25 protein-coding genes are annotated in these 20,333 nt (G+C 72.8%); 8 read left to right on the top strand and 17 right to left on the bottom strand.

Annotation, left to right across the window (positions count from 1 at the left end; genetic code table 11):
* Nucleotide 1: 1 nt before the first annotated feature.
* Genes hisI through hisF form a run of 3 tightly spaced genes read right to left on the bottom strand, consistent with a single transcriptional unit; the run spans nucleotide 2 to nucleotide 1,502 of the window.
* Nucleotides 2-355, bottom strand: coding sequence for a phosphoribosyl-AMP cyclohydrolase (hisI, locus tag ACWEFJ_RS15645; RefSeq protein WP_378089541.1), 354 nt, complete (start codon nucleotides 353-355; stop codon nucleotides 2-4).
* On the bottom strand, nucleotides 352-729 hold the full coding sequence (locus ACWEFJ_RS15640; RefSeq protein ID WP_378089543.1) for a hypothetical protein: 378 nt from the start codon (nucleotides 727-729) through the stop codon (nucleotides 352-354). The genes hisI and ACWEFJ_RS15640 overlap by 4 nt, the downstream gene beginning before the upstream one ends.
* Nucleotides 729-1,502: an imidazole glycerol phosphate synthase subunit HisF gene (hisF, locus tag ACWEFJ_RS15635; protein WP_449714102.1), complete on the bottom strand. Its 774-nt coding sequence runs from the start codon at nucleotides 1,500-1,502 to the stop codon at nucleotides 729-731. Before hisF ends, ACWEFJ_RS15640 begins: the two co-directional genes overlap by 1 nt.
* A gap of 314 nt (nucleotides 1,503-1,816) precedes the next feature.
* Between hisF and ACWEFJ_RS15630 the strand changes: the two genes are divergently transcribed.
* The 3 genes from ACWEFJ_RS15630 (at nucleotide 1,817) to ACWEFJ_RS15620 (ending at nucleotide 3,246) form a co-directional block, all read left to right on the top strand.
* Nucleotides 1,817-2,020, top strand: coding sequence for a cold-shock protein (locus ACWEFJ_RS15630; protein WP_378089547.1), 204 nt, complete (start codon nucleotides 1,817-1,819; stop codon nucleotides 2,018-2,020).
* A gap of 78 nt (nucleotides 2,021-2,098) precedes the next feature.
* Nucleotides 2,099-2,464: a PPOX class F420-dependent oxidoreductase gene (locus ACWEFJ_RS15625; protein ID WP_378089549.1), complete on the top strand. Its 366-nt coding sequence runs from the start codon at nucleotides 2,099-2,101 to the stop codon at nucleotides 2,462-2,464.
* A 56-nt stretch (nucleotides 2,465-2,520) separates the two neighbouring features.
* On the top strand, nucleotides 2,521-3,246 hold the full coding sequence (locus tag ACWEFJ_RS15620; protein WP_378089551.1) for a Clp protease N-terminal domain-containing protein: 726 nt from the start codon (nucleotides 2,521-2,523) through the stop codon (nucleotides 3,244-3,246).
* Here the strand turns inward: ACWEFJ_RS15620 and priA are convergent.
* From priA to ACWEFJ_RS15595, 5 genes are read right to left on the bottom strand one after another with little or no spacing between them, the layout of a single operon-like run.
* Nucleotides 3,209-3,943: a bifunctional 1-(5-phosphoribosyl)-5-((5-phosphoribosylamino)methylideneamino)imidazole-4-carboxamide isomerase/phosphoribosylanthranilate isomerase PriA gene (gene priA / locus ACWEFJ_RS15615; RefSeq protein ID WP_449714101.1), complete on the bottom strand. Its 735-nt coding sequence runs from the start codon at nucleotides 3,941-3,943 to the stop codon at nucleotides 3,209-3,211. The two genes, ACWEFJ_RS15620 and priA, sit on opposite strands and share 38 nt — an antisense overlap.
* Nucleotides 3,944-3,952: 9 nt before the next feature.
* Nucleotides 3,953-4,588: an imidazole glycerol phosphate synthase subunit HisH gene (gene hisH, locus ACWEFJ_RS15610; protein ID WP_378089555.1), complete on the bottom strand. Its 636-nt coding sequence runs from the start codon at nucleotides 4,586-4,588 to the stop codon at nucleotides 3,953-3,955.
* A 37-nt stretch (nucleotides 4,589-4,625) separates the two neighbouring features.
* A complete protein-coding gene (locus tag ACWEFJ_RS15605) occupies nucleotides 4,626-5,096 on the bottom strand; it encodes a hypothetical protein (RefSeq protein WP_378089557.1) in 471 nt (156 codons plus the stop codon).
* A 9-nt stretch (nucleotides 5,097-5,105) separates the two neighbouring features.
* Nucleotides 5,106-6,005 (bottom strand): transketolase family protein, encoded by a 900-nt coding sequence (locus ACWEFJ_RS15600; RefSeq protein WP_449714100.1) that lies wholly within the window; start codon nucleotides 6,003-6,005, stop codon nucleotides 5,106-5,108.
* Nucleotides 6,002-6,694, bottom strand: a complete 693-nt coding sequence (locus ACWEFJ_RS15595; RefSeq protein ID WP_378089561.1) for a thiamine pyrophosphate-dependent enzyme — start codon at nucleotides 6,692-6,694, stop codon at nucleotides 6,002-6,004. The genes ACWEFJ_RS15600 and ACWEFJ_RS15595 overlap by 4 nt, the downstream gene beginning before the upstream one ends.
* 53 nt (nucleotides 6,695-6,747) lie before the next feature.
* On the opposite strand from ACWEFJ_RS15595, the gene soxR reads away from it, so the two are divergent.
* Together soxR and ACWEFJ_RS15585 are read left to right on the top strand one after the other, a co-directional pair.
* Entirely contained in the window at nucleotides 6,748-7,209 is a 462-nt protein-coding gene (gene soxR / locus ACWEFJ_RS15590; RefSeq protein ID WP_449714099.1) for a redox-sensitive transcriptional activator SoxR, read from the top strand.
* A gap of 51 nt (nucleotides 7,210-7,260) precedes the next feature.
* Nucleotides 7,261-7,776 carry an RNA 2'-phosphotransferase gene (locus ACWEFJ_RS15585; RefSeq protein WP_449714112.1) on the top strand — a complete coding sequence of 172 codons (516 nt, stop codon included), beginning with the start codon at nucleotides 7,261-7,263 and terminating at the stop codon, nucleotides 7,774-7,776.
* Here the strand turns inward: ACWEFJ_RS15585 and ACWEFJ_RS15580 are convergent.
* The 5 genes from ACWEFJ_RS15580 to hisD all read right to left on the bottom strand — a co-directional run bounded on the left by ACWEFJ_RS15580 (nucleotide 7,748) and on the right by hisD (nucleotide 11,745).
* Nucleotides 7,748-8,338: a TetR/AcrR family transcriptional regulator gene (locus tag ACWEFJ_RS15580; protein WP_378089564.1), complete on the bottom strand. Its 591-nt coding sequence runs from the start codon at nucleotides 8,336-8,338 to the stop codon at nucleotides 7,748-7,750. The genes ACWEFJ_RS15585 and ACWEFJ_RS15580 overlap by 29 nt on opposite strands.
* A 238-nt stretch (nucleotides 8,339-8,576) precedes the next feature.
* Nucleotides 8,577-8,732 (bottom strand): hypothetical protein, encoded by a 156-nt coding sequence (locus tag ACWEFJ_RS15575; RefSeq protein ID WP_378092733.1) that lies wholly within the window; start codon nucleotides 8,730-8,732, stop codon nucleotides 8,577-8,579.
* The gene (gene hisB / locus ACWEFJ_RS15570) at nucleotides 8,733-9,332 is read right to left on the bottom strand and encodes an imidazoleglycerol-phosphate dehydratase HisB (RefSeq protein WP_449714098.1); all 600 of its coding nucleotides are present in this window, start codon (nucleotides 9,330-9,332) and stop codon (nucleotides 8,733-8,735) included. It abuts the gene before it with no gap.
* A complete protein-coding gene (locus ACWEFJ_RS15565) occupies nucleotides 9,329-10,432 on the bottom strand; it encodes a histidinol-phosphate transaminase (RefSeq protein WP_378092737.1) in 1,104 nt (367 codons plus the stop codon). Before ACWEFJ_RS15565 ends, hisB begins: the two co-directional genes overlap by 4 nt.
* Nucleotides 10,429-11,745 carry a histidinol dehydrogenase gene (gene hisD, locus ACWEFJ_RS15560; RefSeq protein WP_449714097.1) on the bottom strand — a complete coding sequence of 439 codons (1,317 nt, stop codon included), beginning with the start codon at nucleotides 11,743-11,745 and terminating at the stop codon, nucleotides 10,429-10,431. The genes ACWEFJ_RS15565 and hisD overlap by 4 nt, the downstream gene beginning before the upstream one ends.
* A gap of 169 nt (nucleotides 11,746-11,914) precedes the next feature.
* Between hisD and ACWEFJ_RS15555 the strand changes: the two genes are divergently transcribed.
* Nucleotides 11,915-13,228, top strand: coding sequence for a M14 family metallopeptidase (locus ACWEFJ_RS15555; protein ID WP_378092741.1), 1,314 nt, complete (start codon nucleotides 11,915-11,917; stop codon nucleotides 13,226-13,228).
* 91 nt (nucleotides 13,229-13,319) lie between these two features.
* Here the strand turns inward: ACWEFJ_RS15555 and ACWEFJ_RS15550 are convergent, their stop codons facing one another.
* The 3 genes from ACWEFJ_RS15550 to ACWEFJ_RS15540 form a co-directional block, all read right to left on the bottom strand.
* Nucleotides 13,320-14,816, bottom strand: coding sequence for a Fic family protein (locus ACWEFJ_RS15550; RefSeq protein ID WP_378092783.1), 1,497 nt, complete (start codon nucleotides 14,814-14,816; stop codon nucleotides 13,320-13,322).
* Nucleotides 14,817-14,855: 39 nt separating this feature from the next.
* Entirely contained in the window at nucleotides 14,856-15,986 is a 1,131-nt protein-coding gene (locus ACWEFJ_RS15545) for an aminotransferase class V-fold PLP-dependent enzyme (protein ID WP_449714096.1), read from the bottom strand.
* Nucleotides 15,987-16,047: 61 nt separating this feature from the next.
* Complete coding sequence (locus tag ACWEFJ_RS15540; protein ID WP_378092745.1) at nucleotides 16,048-17,592, bottom strand: ABC transporter substrate-binding protein; 1,545 nt, start codon at nucleotides 17,590-17,592, stop codon at nucleotides 16,048-16,050.
* Nucleotides 17,593-17,621: 29 nt separating this feature from the next.
* Here ACWEFJ_RS15540 and ACWEFJ_RS15535 point away from each other — a divergent pair, with 29 nt between their 5' ends.
* Together ACWEFJ_RS15535 and ACWEFJ_RS15530 are read left to right on the top strand one after the other, a co-directional pair.
* Nucleotides 17,622-18,398 carry a carbon-nitrogen hydrolase family protein gene (locus ACWEFJ_RS15535; protein WP_378092747.1) on the top strand — a complete coding sequence of 259 codons (777 nt, stop codon included), beginning with the start codon at nucleotides 17,622-17,624 and terminating at the stop codon, nucleotides 18,396-18,398.
* A 112-nt stretch (nucleotides 18,399-18,510) separates the two neighbouring features.
* Entirely contained in the window at nucleotides 18,511-19,455 is a 945-nt protein-coding gene (locus ACWEFJ_RS15530; RefSeq protein WP_378092749.1) for a DUF2382 domain-containing protein, read from the top strand.
* Nucleotides 19,456-19,501: 46 nt separating this feature from the next.
* On the opposite strand, the gene nadC is transcribed toward ACWEFJ_RS15530, so the two are convergent.
* Nucleotides 19,502-20,332, bottom strand: a complete 831-nt coding sequence (gene nadC / locus ACWEFJ_RS15525; RefSeq protein WP_449714111.1) for a carboxylating nicotinate-nucleotide diphosphorylase — start codon at nucleotides 20,330-20,332, stop codon at nucleotides 19,502-19,504.
* Between the last annotated feature and the right edge of the window lies 1 nt (nucleotide 20,333).

Here is a 20,333-nt window from a genome sequence, read left to right as displayed (position 1 = left end):
GTCAGCCCGCGGGCCCCAGCAGCACGGTCGAGTCGAAGCACGTCGCGTCGCCGGTGTGGCACGCCGCGCCGACCTGGTCCACGACCAGCAGCAGCGTGTCGCCGTCGCAGTCCAGCCGCACCTCGTGCACGTACTGCGTGTGCCCGGAGGTCTCGCCCTTCACCCACAGCTGCCTGCGGCTGCGCGAGTAGTACGTGGCGCGGCGGGTGGTGAGCGTGCGGTGCAGGGCCTCGTCGTCCATCCACGCGACCATCAGCACCTCCCCCGTGCCGCGGCGCTGCGCCACCGCGCACACCAGGCCGTCGGCGGTGCGCTTGAGCCGTGAGGCGATGGCCGGGTCGAGCGCGCTGGTCAACGCTGTCCTCCCAGGAAGTGGAGTCGGGCGGGGCGGGTGTTGAGCATCACCACGGCGAAGACGTGGACGGCCGAGAGCAGGCCGGACACCACGCGCAGCCACACCGGGCCGTCGTTGAGCACGGCGAGCAGGTGCACGAGCGCGACCAGGCCGAACACGATCGCGGCGGTCAGCCGGGCCGGGCGCAGGCCGGTCGCCAGCCCGCCCACCGCGAGCAGCTCCAGCACCGCGACGATCACCGGGAACCTCATCCACGTCGAGTCGCCCTCGACCTGCCACTGGATCAGGCCCATCAGCACGAACAGGACCGCGCCCGCGGCGCCGAGCAGGATGGCGAGGAAGACCTCGGTGGGGCCGTTGCGCGGGTTCCGCATCAGCGCACCTCCACGCCGGCGGCGCGCAGGGCGTCCTTGACGTCGCCGATCCGCAGCGTGCCGAAGTGGAAGACGCTGGCCGCGAGCACGGCGTCCGCGCCCTCGGCGACGGCGGGCGGGAAGTGCCCGACCGCGCCCGCGCCGCCGCTGGCGATCAGCGGCACGTCCACCACCTCGCGGGTCAGCCGGATCAGCTCCAGGTCGAAGCCCGCCTTGGTGCCGTCGGCGTCCATGGAGTTGAGCAGGATCTCGCCCACGCCCAGCTCCTGGCCGCGGGCCGCCCACTCGACCGCGTCGATGCCGGTGCCCTTGCGCCCGCCGTGCGTGGTGACCTCGAACCCGGACGGGGTGGGCCGCTCGCCCTCCGGCACGCGCCGGGCGTCCACCGACAGCACGATGCACTGCGCGCCGAACCGGCGGGACAGCTCGCCCAGCAGCTCGGGGCGGGCGATGGCGGCGGTGTTCACGCTCACCTTGTCCGCGCCCGCCCGCAGCAGCTTGTCCACGTCCTCCGCGCTGCGCACGCCGCCGCCCACCGTGAGGGGGATGAACACCTGCTCCGCCGTGCGCCGGACGACGTCGAACGTGGTCTCGCGGTCGCTGGAGGACGCCGTGACGTCGAGGAACGTCAGCTCGTCCGCGCCCTCGGCGTCGTAGGCCCGCGCCAGCTCGACCGGGTCGCCCGCGTCGACGAGGTTGGCGAAGTTCACGCCCTTCACCACCCGCCCCCGGTCGACGTCCAGGCAGGGGATCACGCGCACCGCAACCGACATGGGCAAAGCCTACGTGTGCGGCGCGGGTGGCCGGCCGCCCGGTCCTGAGCGTTGAACTCGGGGGTCCCGAACGTACGACACGCGCGTTCTGAACGTAGGACACGCGCGTTCTGGAGGTAGGACACGCGGGACTTGGACGTAGGACACACGCGGATCGGGCGGAAGTGTGGTTAACTGGTGGAGGTCGTCAGTTTTGTGTTCGTGTTATCCACGCTCGCGAAACGCGTTTGAGCGTGTGATTCCTCAGGGTCAGCGTTTGGACCGGCCTCAGCGGGTGCGTTCGCCCCGCTGGCCAGCAGTACGAGGAGTTCAAGATGGCGCAGGGCACCGTGAAGTGGTTCAACTCGGAGAAGGGCTTCGGCTTCATCTCCCCCGAGGACGGTGGCGCGGACGTGTTCGTGCACTACTCGGAGATCCAGGGCGGCGGCTACCGCAGCCTGGACGAGAACCAGCGCGTGAGCTTCGACGTCGGCCAGGGCGCCAAGGGCCCCCAGGCCACCAACGTGACGGTCATCTGACCCGAACGCGCTTCCGCGGAGCCCCGTTCACCCCACTGGGGAACGGGGCTCCGCCGCATGTCCGGCTACCGTTCGCGCATGGACCTCGCAGCCGGCAAGTACCTGTTGTTGACCACCTTCCGCAAGGACGGCACCCCCGTGCCCACGCCGGTCTGGGTGACCGGCTCGAACGGCACGATGTACGTCTGGTCCGCTTCGGACTCGGGCAAGGTCAAGCGCATCCGCCGCAGCGGTGACGTCCGGATCGGACCGTGCGACGTCAAGGGCCGGCCCACCGGCGAGCAGGTGCCCGCGACCGCCCGGCTGCTCGACCACGCGGGCAGCGACCACGTCCGGTCCCTCGTCGCCCGCAAGTACGGCGTGCTCGGCCGGCTCACGCTGCTCGGCAGCCGCCTGCGTCGCGGCCGCCGGGGCACGATCGGCATCGAGATCACCCCCGGCTGACCGGGCACCGTCAACCCGAAGTTGACGACCACCACCCGTCAACCTACAGTTGACGGGTGGTCACCGCTCCGGTCCAGCTCACGGACCTCATCGTCACCGTCGCGGCGGAGCACCCGGACGTGCTCGGCAGGCTGGCCGCCGCGGTGGAGCTGAGCGACCAGCTGGACGAGCTGGGCGACCACCTCATCGGCCACTTCGTGGACGAGGCGCGGCGCGCCGGCGCGAGCTGGACCGAGATCGGCGAGAGCATCGGCGTCACCAAGCAGGCCGCGCAGAAGCGGTTCGTGCCCCGGGAGTCGCCGGACCTCAAGCCGAGCTTCGACCGCTACACCGACCGGGCGCGCCGGGTGGTCGTGCTGGCCCGCCACCACGCCCGGTTCAGCGAGCACATCGGCACCGAGCACGTCCTGCTCGGCCTGCTGGACGAGTCCGGCGGCCTGGCCGCCAAGACGATCGCCCGGCTGGAGGCCGCGGAGGGCTCCACGCGGATGGCCGTGCTCACCGAACTCGACCCCGCGGTCCGACAGCGACCCGACCCGCAGCCGTTCACCACGCACTGCAAGAAGGCGTTGGAGCTGGCCGTGCGGGCGTCACTGCGCCACGGTCACCACTTCGTCGGCACCGAGCACCTGCTGCTCGGGCTGCTCGCCGAGCGGGAGGGCGCCGCGGCCAGGGCCCTCGCCCGCACGGGCGTGACCGAACAGGCCGCGGAGGCCCACATCGTCCGGGAGATCGAGGACGCGATCAACCGCGGACGGCCGCCAGCGCCTCCGGCAGCGTGAACGCGCCCGCGTAGAGCGCCTTGCCCACGATCGCGCCCTCCACGCCGTCGCGGGACAGCGCGGCCAGCGCGACCAGGTCGTCCACACTGGACACCCCGCCCGAGGCGATCACCGGCGCGTCGGTCCGCGCGCACACCTCGCGCAGCAGGTCCACGTTCGGGCCCTGGAGCGTGCCGTCCTTGCTCACGTCGGTCACCACGTAGCGGGCGCAGCCGTCGCGGTCCAGCCGCTCCAGCACCTCCCACAGGTCGCCGCCGTCCTTGGTCCAGCCGCGCGCGGCGACCCGGTGGCCCTGCCCGGTGATCCGCACGTCCAGGCCGACCGCGATCTTCTCGCCGTGCTCGGCGACGACCTTCGCGCACCACACCGGGTCCTCCAGCGCGGCCGTGCCCAGGTTCACCCGCGCGCAGCCGGTGGCGAGCGCGGCGGCCAGCGACTCGTCGTCGCGGATGCCGCCGGACAGCTCCACCCGCACGTCCAGCTCGCCGACGACGCGGGCCAGCAGCTCGCGGTTGCTGCCGCGGCCGAACGCGGCGTCGAGGTCGACCAGGTGCACCCACTCCGCGCCGTCGCGCTGCCACGCGAGCGCGGCCTCCAGCGGGTCGCCGTAGTTGGTCTCCGTGCCGGCCTCGCCCTGCACGAGCCGAACGGCCAGGCCATCGGCCACGTCAACGGCCGGGAGCAGCGTGAAAGTCACGCGTTCAGCCTAGTTGAAGCTCTTGAGCCAGTTCTCCAGCAGGTGCGCGCCCGCGTCGCCGGACTTCTCCGGGTGGAACTGGGTCGCCCACAGCGGGCCGTTCTCGACCGCGGCCACGAACTCGTCGCCGCCGTGCTCGGCCCACGTCACCAGCGGCGCGCGCAGCGCCTCGGAAGGGTTCAGCTCCCACTTGCGCACGCCGTAGGAGTGCACGAAGTAGAACCGGGTGCCCGCGTCGAGCCCCGCGAACAACCGCGTGCCCTCGGGGGTGCGGACGGTGTTCCAGCCCATGTGCGGCACGACGGGGGCCTCCAGCCGCTCCACCGTGCCGGGCCACTCGCCGCAGCCCTCGGTGAGCACGCCGTGCTCGATGCCCCGCTCGAACAGGATCTGCATGCCGACGCAGATGCCGAGCACGGGACGCCCGCCGGCCAGCCGCTGCCCGATGAGCCGGCCGCCCTTGATCGCGTCCAGCCCGGCCATGCAGGCGGCGAACGCGCCCACGCCGGGCACCACCAGCCCGTCGGCGTCGAGCGCGGCCCGGTGGTCGGACGTCACCTCCACGTCGGCGCCGACGCGCTGGAGAGCGCGCTCGGCGGAGCGGATGTTGCCGAATCCGTAGTCCAGCACGACGACCTTGGGCACGCGTTCAGCCTACTAGGGCGACCGGCCCGAGCACGGGTCAGGCGAGCCCGCCCTGGGTGACGGGGACCACCGGCAGCACCGTGTTGATCGGCAGGCCGGTCCGGTCGGGCAGGGCCGTCACCCAGGTGTCGGCGCGGCCCTCGTCCACCAGGGACCGCACCTCGGCGACGTCGGCGGGCAGGTCCACCGGCCGGGGCCGGGCGTCCAGCCGCCACCAGCGCACCAGGCCGACCAGCCGGCGCGCCGAACCCGTCGAGCCCGCGCGCTCACCGTCGGTCCACACCTCCGCGCCGGGGGACCAGCGCAGCAGCAGCGCCGCCGCGCCGGTCTCCCTGACCCTCTCGGCCAGCCGGCAGGCCGCCGCGAACCCGATCCGCCTGGGCGGCAGCAGCACGGTCCCGGACGCCACCGGGACCAGTGCCGCGGGTCCCGCGGCGGCGCGGTGCAGGTTGAGCTGCAGCTCCGCGGTCGGCGCGGGTGTCCAGATCAGGGTTCTCGGCACGCTCACAGGCGGAGATCATGCCGCAGCGGCCGGGTGGCCGAACATCCGACGCACGGCCGCGGCGACCCCCGGCACGTCGAGGTCGTGCGCCGAATCGTGGTCCTCGGCGGTGCCGTAGGCGCGCAGCTCGGCGTCGCGCCGCACGCCCAGCGACCGCAACCGGTGCGGCACGTCGGCCAACGCCTCCGCCGCCAGGTGCGCCGAGGTGCCCTCCAGGTACGGCTCGACCAGCAGCACGTCCGCCCGCCGGGCCCGGCCCACCGCCGCCACCAGGCCGGCCGCGTCGAACGGCCGCACGGTGGTCGCGTAGAGCACGGTCACGTCGGCGTCCCGGGTGGCCTCCAGCACGGTGTCGAGCATCGGCCCGATCGCCACCACCACGCCCTGCCCGCCGCGCCGCACCTCGGTGAACCCCTCGACCACCGGGTGCGGCTCGGCGTTGTGCCGCAGGGAGAGCCGCAGGTAGACCCGGTCGTCCCGGGCGAGCGCGTCCCGCACGAGCGGCCCGACCTCCTCCGGGTGACCCGGCACGCGCACCGTCCAGCCGGGCAGCGTGTCGAACAGCGCCACGTCGCCGGGGGCCTGGTGCGTGCGGCCCCAGACCGGGTCGTCGTAGGAGCCGCCGATGCCGACCAGTACCCCGCCCACGTCCTGGTGCCCGAAGTCCAGCTTGACCTGCTCGAACGGCCGCTCGACCAGGAACGGCGCGTAGGTGTGCACGACCGGCCGCATCCCGGTCAGCGCCAACCCCGCGCCCACCCCGACCATGGCCTGCTCGCGGATGCCGACGTTGATCACCCGCTCGTGCGGTGCGAACACGTCCCGCGAGATCTCGGCCAGCACCACGGCCACCCGCGGGTCGTGCCGCATCACGTCCTCGACGGTGTCCACGAACACCTGGCGCATCGACGTCATCGCTCCCCCTCGTCGATCTCCGCCACCACGACCAGCGGTCGGCCGGGGTGGTCCTGCGTGAGCGCCGCGTGCAGCGCGGCGTGGTCCCTGCCGTCCACTGTGGACGACTGCCAGCCCTCGACCTCGAACCGCTTCGCCACGCCGCCGGGCCAGCCGTGGGTGCCGGACGCGTTGTCCACCACCACCGTGACGAGCCGGTCCAGGCCGAGCCGCCCGGCCAGCGCGATCGCCTCGTGGTTGCTGCCCTCGTCCAACTCGGCGTCCCCGACCAGCACGAAGGTGCGCGCGGTGCGGCGTTGCAGGCGCAGCCCCAGCGCGGTGCCGACGGCGATCGGCAGGCCGTGCCCGAGCGAGCCGCTGCTGATCTCCACGCCCTTGACCAGGACCCGGTCCGGGTGCTGGCCCAACGGCGAGTCCCACGCCGTCCAGTTGTCCAGTGTGGATGGTTCGAGGTAGCCCTTCGCGGCCAGCACGGCGTAGTACGCCATCGGGCCGTGCCCCTTGGACAGCAGGAACCGGTCCCGGTCCGGGTCGTCCACCCGGTCCGGCGAGACGTCCAGCACCCGGTCGTAGAGCACCCACAGCACGTCCAGCGTGGACGCCGCCGCCCACTCGTGCTTCTCGTCCCCCGTCATCCGCCGGAACAACGCCGGCAACGCCGCGTAGCCCGACTTGTCCTTGACTCCCATGACCCCACGAAACAACTTCGACTTAAGTCGAGGTCAAGCACTAGGGTGGGCACGTGAGCAAGCTGCCCGACATGTTGACCATCGGCCAGGTCGCCGAGCGCAGCGGCGTGCCGCACACCGCGCTGCGGTTCTACGAGGAACGGGGCCTGATCACCTCGGAGCGCACGGCCGGCAACCAGCGCCGGTACCCGCGGCACGTGCTGCGGCGGCTCGCGTTCATCCGCACCGCCCAGCGCGTCGGGCTGTCGCTGGAGGACGTGCACGCCGCGCTGGCGACCCTGCCGGACAACCGCACCCCGACCAAGTCCGACTGGAGCAGGCTGTCGGCGAGCTGGCAGGTGGAGCTGGACGCGCGGATCGACGCGCTGCGGCGGCTGCGGGACCGGCTGACCTCGTGCATCGGGTGCGGGTGCCTGTCGCTGCGCAGCTGCTCCCTGCACAACTTCGACGACGAGCAGGCCGCCGACGGCCCCGGCGCGCCCAAGCTCAAGCCCGCGGTCGAGGGCGGCACCTGAAATCGGTTGTGCCGCCGTGGTGCACTGGGGTCCGTGCAAGAGAAGAAGCAGATGGTCCGCTTGTCGAAGCGGATGGCCAGGGTCCTGCGCCACGCGCCGGAGGAGGTCGGGCTCAGGCTCGACGCGGCCGGGTGGGTGGACCTGGGCGATTTCGTGCGCGCCCTGGGCGTGACCCGGGCGCAGGTGTTGGAGGTGGTGGCGGACAACGACAAGCAGCGGTTCGCGATCGAGGACGGGCGCATCCGGGCCAGTCAGGGGCACACCGTGGCGGTGTCGCTCGACCTGCCGGTGGCCGAGCCGCCCGCCGAGCTGTACCACGGGACGGTCGCCCGGTTCCTGCCCGACATCTTCCGCGACGGGCTGCGGCCGATGGCCCGGCACGACGTGCACCTGTCCGCGACCGTGGAGACGGCGGTGCGGGTCGGGTCACGCCGCGGCAAGCCGGTGGTGCTGGTGGTGGACGCCGCGGCCATGGCCGCCGAAGGCCACGAGTTCCGGGTCAGCGCCAACGGCGTGTGGCTGGTGCCCGCCGTGCCGCCTAACCACCTGCGAGAACACGTCTCGTGAGCCAGTCGAGACCGGCCACGACCTCGTCCGGGCCGAGGCCGCGGACCTGCCTCTGGTACTGGTAGACCTCCGGGGCCAACGGGGCCATCAGGGCGTCCACCACAGCCGCCGGCGCGCCGTCGACCAGCGACGCCACGTGCCGCCGCCAGAAGCCGTACGCGCCCGCCCGGAACCTCGCCCGCCCCGTCTCCGCGCCGAGCACCAGGTGCAGGTGCCGTTCCAGCAGGCCGACCATGGTCCGGTAGAACGCGGCCAGCCGCTCGTCCGGCGGCGCGCCCGGCCCGAGCGGCGGCGGTCCGGTGAGGATGAGCCGCTGGATGCCGGACTCGTGCTCGTCCAGCAGCGCCTGCGCGATCGACGTCGTGTCCGGGTAGCGCCGGTACAGCGTCGCCCGGCCCACGCCCGCGGCCCGCGCGATGTCCTCCATCGTCACGCCGACCGCGCCGCCCGCGGCGGCGAACACCTCTTCGGCGGCGGCCAGCACGCGGGCCCGGTTGCGCGCGGCGTCGGCCCGCTCCCGAGGACGACCGGCGGTGACGGTGGCCTCACCCGGTGACGACATGTGACCAACCATACGCAGACCGCCAACCACCGTCCCGCGCCCACGCCCCGAGCGTTGAACTCACCGCCCCTGAACGTAGGACTCTCGCGTTCCGAACGTAGGACTCACGCGTGTGTCCTACGTTCGGAACGCGCGTGTCCCACGTTCGGAACGCGCGTGTCCCACGTTCGGAACGCGCGTGTCCCACGTTCGGAACGCGCGTGTCCTACGTTCGGAACGGGTGAGGTGAACGTTCGGGTCAGAGCAGCCAGGCCACGGCGGCGCCCACGGCCACCAGGGCGAGGACGAGCAGCAGGACCGCCAGGCCCCGCGCCGTCTTCCACGTGCTGTAGACGCCGCCGCCCAGGAACCCCGCCAACGCCAGCAGGCCGAGGACCACGTACTCCTTCGGCATCTACAGGACGCCCTTGGTCGACGGCACGCCGCCGACGCGCGGGTCCGGCTCGACCGCCGCGCGCAGCGCCCGCGCGATCGCCTTGAACTGCGCCTCGGTGATGTGGTGCGGGTCGCGCCCGTACTCCACCCGCACGTGCAGCGCGATCCCCGCGTGGAACGCCAGCGAGTCGAACACGTGCCGGTTCAGCACGAACGGGTAGTTGCCGCCGATCGTGAAGGCGTTGAACCGCTCCGGCTCGCCCACGTGCACGCAGTACGGCCGCCCGGACACGTCCACCGCCGCGTGCGCCAGCGTCTCGTCCATCGGGATCCACGCGTCGCCGAACCGGCGGATGCCCGCCTTGTCGCCCAACGCCTCCCGCAACGCCTGCCCGAGCACGATCGCCACGTCCTCCACGGTGTGGTGCGCGTCGATCTCCACGTCGCCGGTCGCCCGGACGACCAGGTCGAACGACCCGTGCACGCCCAGCGCGGTCAGCATGTGGTCGTAGAACGGCACCCCCGTCGCGATCTCGACCTTGCCGGTGCCGTCGAGGTCCACCTCGACGTGCACCGAAGACTCCCTGGTGGTCCGCTCCACCTTGCCGACCCGGCTCACCGGCCAACCTCCTTGCTCGCCGCGAGGAACGCGTCGTTCTCCTCCGGGGTCCCGACCGTCACCCGCAGGTGCCCGACGATGCCGACGTCCCTGATCAGCACGCCCCGTTCCAGGTAGGACCGCCACGTGGCGCGCGTGTCCTCGAACCAGCCGAACAGCACGAAGTTCGCGTCGCTCGGCACCACCGAGAAGCCCAGGCCCGACAGCGAGTCGACCACCCGGTCCCGCTCGGCGGCCAGCCGGGCCACCGAGCCCAGCGTCTCGGCCGCGTGCCGCAGCGACGCCCGCGCCGCGGCCTGCGTCAACGCCGACAGGTGGTACGGCAGCCGCACGAGCTGCAACGCGTCCACCACGGCGGGCGCGGCGGCGAGGTAGCCGAGCCGGCCGCCGGCGAAGGCGAACGCCTTGCTCATGGTCCGGCTGACGATCAGCTTCGCCGGGTGGTCCGCCAGCAGCGCGACCGCGCTCGGCCGCGACGAGAACTCCGCGTACGCCTCGTCCACCACCACCACGCCCGGCGACGCCTCGATCAGCACGCGCAGGTCGTCCAGCGGCAGGCTCTGCCCGGTCGGGTTGTTCGGGCTGGTCACGAACACCACGTCGGGCGCGCGTTCGGCGACGATCCCCGCCGCCCGGTCCACGTCCAGCGAGAAGTCCTCGCGGCGCGGCGTGGGCGCCCACTCGGTCCGGGTGCCCGCCGCGATGATCGGGTGCATCGAGTACGACGGCTCGAAGCCCAGCGCCGTCCGGCCGGGCCCGCCGAACGCCTGGAGGATCTGCTGGAGCACCTCGTTCGAGCCGTTCGCGGCCCACACGTTCGCCGAGGTCAGCGGCACGCCCGTGGCCGAGGCCAGGTAGCCCGCCAGGTCCTCGCGCAACGCCACCGCGTCCCGGTCCGGGTAGCGGTGCAGCTCGCCCGCGATCGCCGCCACCTCCCGCACCACGTCCTCCACCAGGGCGGGCGTGGGCGGGTACGGGTTCTCGTTCGTGTTCAGCCGCACGGGCACGTCGAGCTGCGGCGCGCCGTACGGCGTGCGCCCGCGCAGGTCCTCGCGCAGGGGGAGGTCGACCAGCTCGACCTCGGCGCCGATCGGCCTCATCCGCGGAACCTCGCCGTGACCGCCTCGCCGTGCGCGGGCAGGTCCTCGGCGTTCGCCAGCGCCACGACGTGCGACGCCACCTCGCGCAACGCGTCCTCGCTGTAGTCGATCACGTGGATGCCGCGCAGGAACGTCTGCACCGACAGCCCCGACGAGTGCCGCGCGCACCCGCCGGTGGGCAGCACGTGGTTGGAGCCCGCGCAGTAGTCGCCCAGCGACACCGGCGAGTGCGGCCCGACGAAGACCGCGCCGGCCGCGCGCACGCGGGAGGCGACCTCGCGGGCGTCGGCGGTCTGGACCTCCAGGTGCTCGGCGGCGTACACGTCCACCACCCGCAGCCCGTCGGCGAGGTCGGACACCAGCACGGTGCCGGACTGCTTGCCGGTCAACGCCGTCCGCACCCGCTCGGCGTGCTTGGTGGCGGCGGTCCGGCGCTCCAGCTCGGCGTCCACGGCGTCCGCCAGCTCCTCGGACGTGGTCACGAGCACGCTCGCGGCGAGCGTGTCGTGCTCGGCCTGGCTGATCAGGTCGGCGGCCACGTGCACCGGGTCGGCCGTCCCGTCGGCCAGGATCGCGATCTCGGTCGGCCCGGCCTCGGAGTCGATGCCGATCAGGCCGCGCAGCAGCCGCTTGGCCGCGGTCAGGTAGATGTTGCCCGGACCGGTCACCAGGTCCACCGGCTCCAGGGCGCGGCCGTCGGTGTCCGTGCCGCCGTAGGCCAGCAGCGCGACCGCGAGCGCGCCGCCCACGGCCCACACCTCGGTCACGCCCAGCAGCGCGGCGGCGGCCAGGATCGCCGGGTGCGGCAGGCCGCCGAACTCCTCCTGCGGCGGCGAGCAGACGACCAGCGACTCGACGCCCGCGATCTGCGCCGGCACCACGTTCATGACCACGCTGGACGGGTAGACGGCCAGGCCGCCGGGGGCGTACAGGCCGACGCGGGCCACCGGCACCCAGCGCTCGGTGACCGTGCCGCCGGGCACGACCTGCGTGGTCGTGTCGACCCGGCGCTGGTCGGCGTGCACCTTGCGGGCCCGCGCGATCGACTCCTCCAGCGCCGCGCGCACGGCCGGGTCCAGCTCGGCCAGGGCGCGCTCCAGCTCGGCGGCGGGCACGCGGACGGACGCGGGGCGGACCTTGTCGAACTTCTCGCCGTGCTCCAGCACGGCCTCGACGCCCCGGGCGCGCACGTCCTCGACGAGCGGGCGGACGTGATGCAGCACCGCGTCCACGTCGACCTCGGCGCGCGGCAGCGCGGCGCGCAGTTCGGCGGCGGACGGAACCCGACCTCGCAGGTCGATGCGGCTGAGCATGCCCCCAAGGGTAAGCGGTCGCCAATTCCGTCAACTGTCACCCCGCACCCGGGCGGTGAACCCGACAAACGGGGGCTACCTCGGATTGTGAACGTCGGGCCACGCTGTGTGAGCTTTCTGTTGGGTAACACCCATCTCCGTCGCAAACCCTGCTGATGATGGAGGCTTGATGTTCACCAAGCGGCGCGGCCTCGTGGCCGCCGCGCTGGTCGCGAGCGTGGCCCTGGTGCTCCCCGCGCACCCCGGGTCGGCGCAACCGGCGACCTCGCACTCCCCCGAGCGGTCCGTCTTCGAGGTCACCGCGCCGACCCCGGAGGCCCGGACCAAGGTCGCCCGGACCGGGGTCGACGTGCTCGGGCAGAACGGCGACACGCTCACCGTGATCGCCGAACCCCGCCAGCAGTGGCTGCTGCGCGCCACCGGGCTCCCGATGCGGAACACCGGCGACGCCGACGCCCAGCTCGCGGGCCTGGGCAAGGCGGACTTCGCCGACCCGCAGCTCGGCACGCTGGACTTCCCGTCCGGCTACACCGGCTACCACAACTACGCCGAGATGGTCGCCGAGCTGAACCAGACGGTCAGCGACCACCCGAACCTCGTCACGCTGCGCAGCATCGGCAAGTCGTACCAGAACCGCGACCTGTGGATGATCAAGATCAGCGACAACCCGACGGTCGACGAGGCCGAGCCCGAGGTGCTGTTCACCTGCAACCAGCACGCGCGCGAGCACCTGACCGTGGAGATGTGCCTGCACATCATCAAGCGGTACACGGACAACTACGCGTCCAACTCGGCGATCAAGAGCACCGTCGACAGCCGGGAGATCTGGGTCATCCCCAGCGTCAACCCGGACGGCGCGGAGTACGACATCGCGACCGGCTCGTTCCGGGCGTGGCGCAAGAACCGGCAGCCGAACTCCACCTCCACCGGCACCGACCCCAACCGCAACTGGGGCTACCAGTGGGGCTGCTGCGGCGGTTCCAGCGGCAGCGGGTCGAGCGAGACCTACCGCGGCCCGTCGGCGTTCTCCGCGCCGGAGACCGCCCGCGTCCGGGACTTCGTCGGCACCCGCGTGGTCGGCGGCGTGCAGCAGATCAAGTCGCACATCGACTGGCACACGTTCTCGGAGCTGATCCTGTGGCCGTACGGCTACACCTACAACGACACCGCCGCGGGCCTGGACGCCACCCAGGCCAACGTGTTCCAGACCATGGGCCGGCGGATGGCGGCGCTGAACGGCTACACGCCGCAGCAGGCCAGCGACCTCTACATCACCGACGGCAGCGTCGACGACTGGATGTGGGCGGAGCACAAGATCTGGAGCTACACGTTCGAGATGTACCCGGCGTCGGCGAGCGGCACCAGCGGCTTCTACCCGCGCGACACGGTGATCGCCACGCAGACCTCGCGCAACGACTCGGCCGTGCAGCTGTTCCTCGACTACTCCGACTGCGTCCCGCGCATCACCGGGCGCACCTGCTGACGGCCGCCACGGCCTGATCGACCTGCGCGGGCTCGACGAAGTAGTGCGGTGACGCCCTCACCACCTCGGCGAGCCCGCGCCGGGTCATGTGTCATCCCAGGCTGGAGGTGAACTTGGCGAGCGCGCTCGCCAAGGTCGTGTCGAGCACCTCGACGACGTTCTCCCACTGGTCGTCGGGCGAGTGGGTCCAGGTCCAGGTCACGGTTTCGGTCGGCGACGACTCGACGATCGGGTCAGCCACCGACGAGCCCTCCTCGCTGCTGTCGGAAGTCAACATTTCGGCGTAGACGGTCAGCGTCAGCACGCCGGTCTCACCGATACCCGTCTTCTGCAGGAAAACCAGGTAGCGAAGCCGCTGGTCGAAAGCCACGAGGTGCAGACGGGTCCACCACACGCCTTCCCTGAGGTTGGCGTAGAAATCGACGCTTCGCGCGGCCCGGATCACCTGGCGTCGCCAATGACGTGCCTCCGGGCTCGGGGGTGCGGCGCTCGCGACAGTGGCTTTTGCATCGGTGTCGATGCCTTCACGCAGGAGCGCGCCGATCCTGTCCCTCATGCCCTCGAGCCAAGCGTTGATCTTCCGCTGGATCCCGTCGGCGAGTGCGGCGACCCTGGCGGACCGATCGACCGTTCCGCCGGCGGCACGCAGCTCCCGCAGTCGACCGATCCCCGCTTCGAGCACGGTCAGGGCGCCCCCGCCCTCGGCGAGCGCGTGCTCGGCGGCCACCGGGCGCTCCAGCTCACTGCGCAGGGCGCCGATCTCCAGTTCCGCGAAGAACCGCACCAGCGGCCGCAGGTCACCCTCGTTGGCCTGGTCCAAGCACCGCAGGTAGCGGGTGCGCTCCCGCCTGTCCACGACCAGCGGCGCCAGGTCGTGCTTGAGCAGGATGAGCAGCGTGAGGCACCGCGCAACACGACCGTTGCCGTCCTCGAACGGATGAATCCGGACGAAGCGGTGGTGCAACCACGACGCTTGGATGATCGGATCGCGGTCGCCGTAGTCGTGGTACAGCTCGACCAACCGGTCCATCTGCGACGCCACCTGCTCGGGAGGGGTGTACTCGAGCAGTGACCCATCCGGTCGAGTCACGTGGTTGACCTGCTGCTTCCACTCACCGTGGTGCAGAGTCGCCTGGAAGACCATGCCGGTCGGACCCGTGGCGGTGTACGTCGACTGCCGCCTGGTGAGTGCGACGTGCAGTTCCTTGATGAGGGACACCGACAGGTCCCGCCCTTCACGGGCGGACTGGACCAGGAATTCCAGGGTTTCGTACTGGGACCGGACGACTTCGAGCACGTCCTCGTTGACGGAACCGTCACCCGCGCGGGCAACCGCGTCAGCCGTCAGCCCTTCCGCGACCAAGGCTTCCGTGACGCCCCAGTCGATGTCGTAAAGGCGCTCGATGATGCCCGTTTCAATGGCATGGCGGCGCAACGACCTCCGACGCGCCTCGTGGAATGCCTCGTCGTTGGCCGAGACAACGGATTTCCACGCACCTTGGATGGCCCGTACCGTGTCGAGCAGCGGCTGGAGGTCGCCGTTGAGCGTGGGAAGCGGTTCGACCTCAGTCCACGGCATGTCGGCCATCGTCACCGGCGGATGGTATCGCCGGTCAGGCGACTACCTTCACCGGGCGCACCTGCTGACGGCCGCCACGGCCTGATCGACCTGCGCGGGCTCGACGAAGTAGTGCGGTGACGCCCTCACCACCTCGGCGAGCCCGCGCCGGGTCATGTCCAGCAGCGTGGACGACGCCGTGCTGACGGTGACGGTGACGCCGTCGCGGGCCAGCCGGTCGCGCACCTCGGTCGCCGGCAGGCCGTCCACGGTGAACGTGACGATGCCCGACTTGCGCACGCCGGGGTCGCGCACCGTCACGCCGGGCAGCGCGGCCAGGCCCTCCCGCAGCCGCCGCGCGCGGTCGCCGACCTCCCGTTCGATCACGTCCAGGCCCTTGGCCAGCGCGTACCGGACCGCCGCGATGAGGCCGAGCCGGTCGGCGACGCTCGACTCCCAGATCTCGTGCACCCGGGCGTCGTCGCGCAGCCGGATCTCGTCCGGCGCGACCCACTCGGCGCTGTGCAGGTCGACCAGCCGGGGCCGCAGGCGGGCGGCGGCCTCGCGGCGCACGACCAGCACGCCCGTGCCGCGCGGACCGCGCAGCCACTTGCGCCCGGTGCCCGTGATCAGGTCCACGCCCAGCTCGTCGGCCCGCACCGGCAGCTGCCCGATCGACTGGCACGCGTCCAGCAGCACCAGCGCGCCCACCTCGTGCGCGACCTCGGCCACCTCGCGCGCCGGGTTCACCAGGCCGCTGTTCGTCGGCACGTGCACCAGGGAGACGAGCTTCACCCGCTCGTCCAGCATGTCCTTCAACGCGGTCACGTCCACCTGCCCGGACGGGTCCGACGGCACCGCCTCGGCGGTCGCGCCGACCTCGCGCGCCCGGTGCAGGATCGGGATCGCGGTGCCCGCGTACTCCGCCTCGCTGAACAGCACCCGGTCGCCCGCGGCCAGCGGCACCGCGTCGAACGCGGTCAGCCACGACCGGGTGGCGCTGTCGGTGAACGCGACCTCGTCCGGCGACGCGCCCAGCAGCTCGGCCACCACCGCGTAGCCCTCCCGCAGGTCGTCGGCCCGCTCCCGGGCGGCGACGTACCCGCCGACCTCGGCCTCCCGCCGCAGGTGGCCGATCACCTCGTCCAGCACCTCGCGCGGCGGCAGGGAGGACCCGGCGGAGTCGAGGAAGATCGTCACTGCGTCCCCTTAGGCTCGTGGATACCCCACTATCGCCAACGGAGTGCAAGAAGACCAGGGGTCAGCGGGGAGTCCACTTCTCCAGGTTCCACCACGGCCCCCAGGACAGCGCGCCGCGCTCGGCCGGGTCCACGACCTCCTGGTAGCCGTTCCAGTTCTCCCGCACCACGTACGTGTGCTGCACGGAGGCCAGCACGACCATGCCGGGCGCGGCCACGTACGCCCGCTGGAACTGCTTGTACGCCGCCGCCCGCTGCGCCGGGTCCAGCAGCGTGCGGCCGGTGTCGAGCGCGGCGTCCACCTGCGGGTTCGAGTAGCCCCACGGGTTCGGCGTGTGCAGCTGCCGGTAGGTCATCAGGTCCGGGTCGAACGGGGTGCCGCCGCCGTGCAGCGACGCGTCCGCGCCGAGCCGGGGCGTGATGGCGTCCGGGCTCAGCCCCGCGAGCTGCACGTCGATGCCGACCGCCTTGGCGTCCGCGGCGAACGCGGTGGCCAGGTCGGCCCGCACCACGTCGCCGATCGGGTACATCAGGGTGAACCGTGCGGGCACGCCGCCCCGCGCCCGCACGCCGTCCGCGCCGCGCACCCAGCCCGCCTGGTCGAGCAGCAGCTCCGCCTGCGCCTTGTCGTGGGAGAACCGGGCCCCGGTCTCGACGAACTCCGGCAGCGCCCCGGGCACCGGCGTGCTCGCCGGCTCGCCCTTGCCGCCGAGCAGGTTGTCGACCATGCCCTTGCGGTTGACCGCGTGGTTCAACGCCATCCGGATCGCCGCGTCGCCGGTCACCGGCCCGGTGGGCAGCGTGACCGCGCGCAGGTCGGCGGTGCGGTGCGTGATCACCCGCAGGCCGTTGGCGTTGCCGAACGACGCGGCCAGCCGGGGCGGCAGCTCGGTGCCGTCGAACTCGCCCGCCTGCATGCGCTGGGCGCGCGTGTTGTCGTCCGGCACGAACACCACGGTCAGCTTGCGGATCCCGGGCTCGCCGCCGAAGTAGGAGGCGTTGGCCTCCAGCACCATCCGGTCGCCCTTGCGCCACTCCACGAGCTTGTACGGGCCGGTGCCGACGGGCCGCACGTCGCGCAGCGGCACGTCGAACGCCTCGCTGGGCAGGATGCCGAGCACCAGCGTGTGCGGGAACGCCGCCCACGGCCTGGCCAACGTGAACCGCACGGTGCGCACGTCGAGCTGCTCGACCCCGGTCAGCTCCGCGTACGCGGCCCGTTCGGTCGAGCCGGACGCCGGGTCGAGCAGCGCCCGGTAGGTGGCCACCACGTCCTCGGGCCCGAACGACGTGCCGTCGGTGAACTTCACGTCCTCGCGCAGCGCCACGGTCCAGCTCAGCCCGTCCGCGGCGGGTTGGGGCGCGTCCGCCGCCAGCCGGGGCCGCACCGACCCGTCCGCGCGGTGGTCCACCAGCCCGTCGTAGAGCTTGGACACGCCCTCGCGGCCGTAGCCGAGCAGCGGGTTCAGCGTGGTCGGCTCGACCGGGTCGGCCAGCACGAGCGCGCTGTTGTCCGACGTGCCCTCGGCGCTGGGCGTCGTCGTGCCGGTGCAGCCCGCGGCGGCGAGGACGGCCGCGACGACGAGCGGGGGCAAGAGGGAGCGCACGGGACCCGACACTACCTAGAGTGGGCCGCATGCGTGTCGCCCTGTGCCAGATCAGCTCGTCCACCGACCCGGCGGCCAACCTCGACCTGGTGCGTTCGGAGACCGCGCGCGCGGCGGCCGGCGGCGCACGCCTGGTGGTGTTCCCGGAGGCCACGATGTGCCGGTTCGGCGTGCCCCTCGGGCCCGTGGCCGAGCCGCTGGACGGGCCGTGGGCGAGCGCCGTGCGCGACATCGCCGACGAGCACGGCGTGGTCGTGGTGGCGGGCATGTTCCGGCCCGCGCCCGACGGCCGCGTGACGAACACCCTGCTGGTCACGGGCGGCGGGCACCACGTCGGCTACGACAAGATCCACCTGTTCGACGCGTTCGGGTTCACCGAGTCCCGCACGGTGGCGCCCGGCGCCGCGCCGGTCGCGGTGACCGTCGACGGCGTCACGATCGGCCTCACCACCTGCTATGACGTGCGGTTCCCCGAACTGTTCCGGGAGCTGGCCGACCGCGGCGCGACGGCCGTGCTGGTGTGCGCGTCGTGGGGCGCGGGTCCGGGCAAGCGCGAGCAGTGGGAGCTGCTGGTGCGCGCCCGCGCGCTGGACTGCACGTCGTGGGTGCTGGCGTGCGGCCAGGCCGACCCCGGCGTGGACCACGGCGCGCCCACCGGCGTGGGCTACAGCACGGTCGCCACGCCGCTGGGCGCGGTGGTCGAGCAGCTGGCCGGCGAACCGGGTCTCATCCTGACCGAAGTGGACACGGAGAGTGTCACGCGCGCGAGGGAAACGTTGCCCGTCCTGGCGAATCGTCGTCTCTGAATCTCTTTCGGGGGGCGTTGCCTCACACGAACAGGTGGCGGCCGAATAGGTGGCGTCGGGCCGCGGGAAGCCTCCTCCGGGACGAAAAACGAGACCCGGAGGGGACACGGCCATGATCAACCAGGCCGAAGTGGACCGCCTGTACGACTGCGAAGTGATCGACGAGCACGGTGAGCGCATCGGCTCGGTGAAGCAGGTGTGGCTGGACGACCGGGACGGGCGCCCCATGTGGGCCTCCGTGCACACCGGGCTGTTCGGCCTCAAGGAGTCGTTCGTGCCGATCCAGGACGCGACCCTGGGCGACGGCGTCGTGACCGTGCACGTGGACAAGCAGCAGGTCAAGGACGCGCCCCGGATCGACGTGTCCGACGAGCACATGTCCGACCAGCAGCAGGACGAGCTGTACGCCTACTACGGCCTGATCCCGTCGCACCGCACCGGCGAGCACGACCGGCTCCCGGGCCGGGAGCGCACCGGGACCACCGGCCGCACCGAGACCAAGCCGATGTCCGGCACGGGCCGGACGGGTCAACCCGCCGGGGCGGCGGGCACGGGCCGGACGGGACCGCAGGGCGGTATGCCGCAGGGCGAAGCCACCCGGGCGGCGGACGCCGGCCGGACGGGGCCCCAGGGCGGCATGCCGCAGGGCGACGTGCGCGGCCGCGGCCGCCACGAGGCCCGCGAGGGCGGCGACTCCGTCACCCGCTACGAGGAGGACATCGAGGTCGGCACCCGCGACGTCGAGGCCGGCCGGGTGCGCCTGGTCAAGCACACGGTGACCGAGCAGCGGGACGTGAGCGTGCCGGTGACGCACGAGGAGGTGCGCGTGGTGCGCGAGCCCGCCGAGGGCGCGCCCACCGACCGCGCGTTCACCGACGAGGAGGCCGAGGTGACGCTGCGCCGGCAGGAGCCGGTGGTCGAGAAGAAGACCAAGCCGGTCGAGAAGGTCCGGCTCGACAAGCAGAGCGTGACCGAGGAGGAGCACGTCCGCGGCGAGGTGCGCAAGGAACGGGTGGACGTGGAGCGCGACGACCGGACCAGGCGGCGCGACTCCTGAACAGGGCGTGCCCGCGCCTGTGCCCCGGGCGCGGGCACGCTCCCGCTCAGCGCAGGTCCAGCCCCAGGTCGAGGGCCGGCGCGGAGTGCGTGAGCCCGCCCACGGCCAGGTAGTCCACGCCGGTTTCGGCGTAGGCCCTGGCCACGTCCAGCGTCAGCCCGCCGGACGCCTCCAGCGCGACACCGCCCGCCCGGCGCACCGCCTCCGCGCACTCGGCGGGGGTGAAGTTGTCCAGCAGGACCAGCTCCGCGCCCTCGGCCAGGGCCTCGTCGAGCTGGTCCAGCGAGTCGACCTCGACCTCGCACGCCAGGTGCGGCGCGTGGGCCCGCACGGCCGCCAGCGCGGCCCGCACCGAGCCCGCGGCGCGCACGTGGTTGTCCTTGATCAGCACCGCGTCGCCGAGGCCGAGCCGGTGGTTGACGCCACCGCCGCAGCGCACCGCGTACTTCTCCAGCAGCCGCAGGCCCGGCAGCGTCTTGCGGGAGTCGCGCACGCGGGCCTTGGTGCCCGCGACCTCGTCCACCCAGGCCGCGGTCAGGGTGGCCACGCCGGACAGGTGGCACAGCAGGTTCAACGCGGTCCGCTCGGCGGTGAGCAGGCCGCGCACCGGGCCGCGCAGGACCAGCGCGGGCTCGCCGGGCACGGCCTTGTCGCCGTCCTCCCGCCGCTCCAGCACCTCCACGTCGGCGACCTGCCGGAACACCTCCAGCGCCACCGGGATGCCCGCGAGCACCCCGGCCGCGCGGGGCGTCAGCTCCGCGACCGCCACCGCGTCCGCCGGCACGGTCGCCTCCGTCGTCGCGTCCGCGCCGTACCGGAGGTCCTCCTCCAGCGCCGTCGCGATCACCCGACGCGCGTCGTCCAGGTCCAGCTCGATG

The sequence above is a fragment of the Actinosynnema sp. NPDC004786 genome, assembly GCF_053601135.1.
Note: the sequence above shows the minus strand (reverse complement) of the source record. Positions and strands in the feature narration are given on the sequence as shown.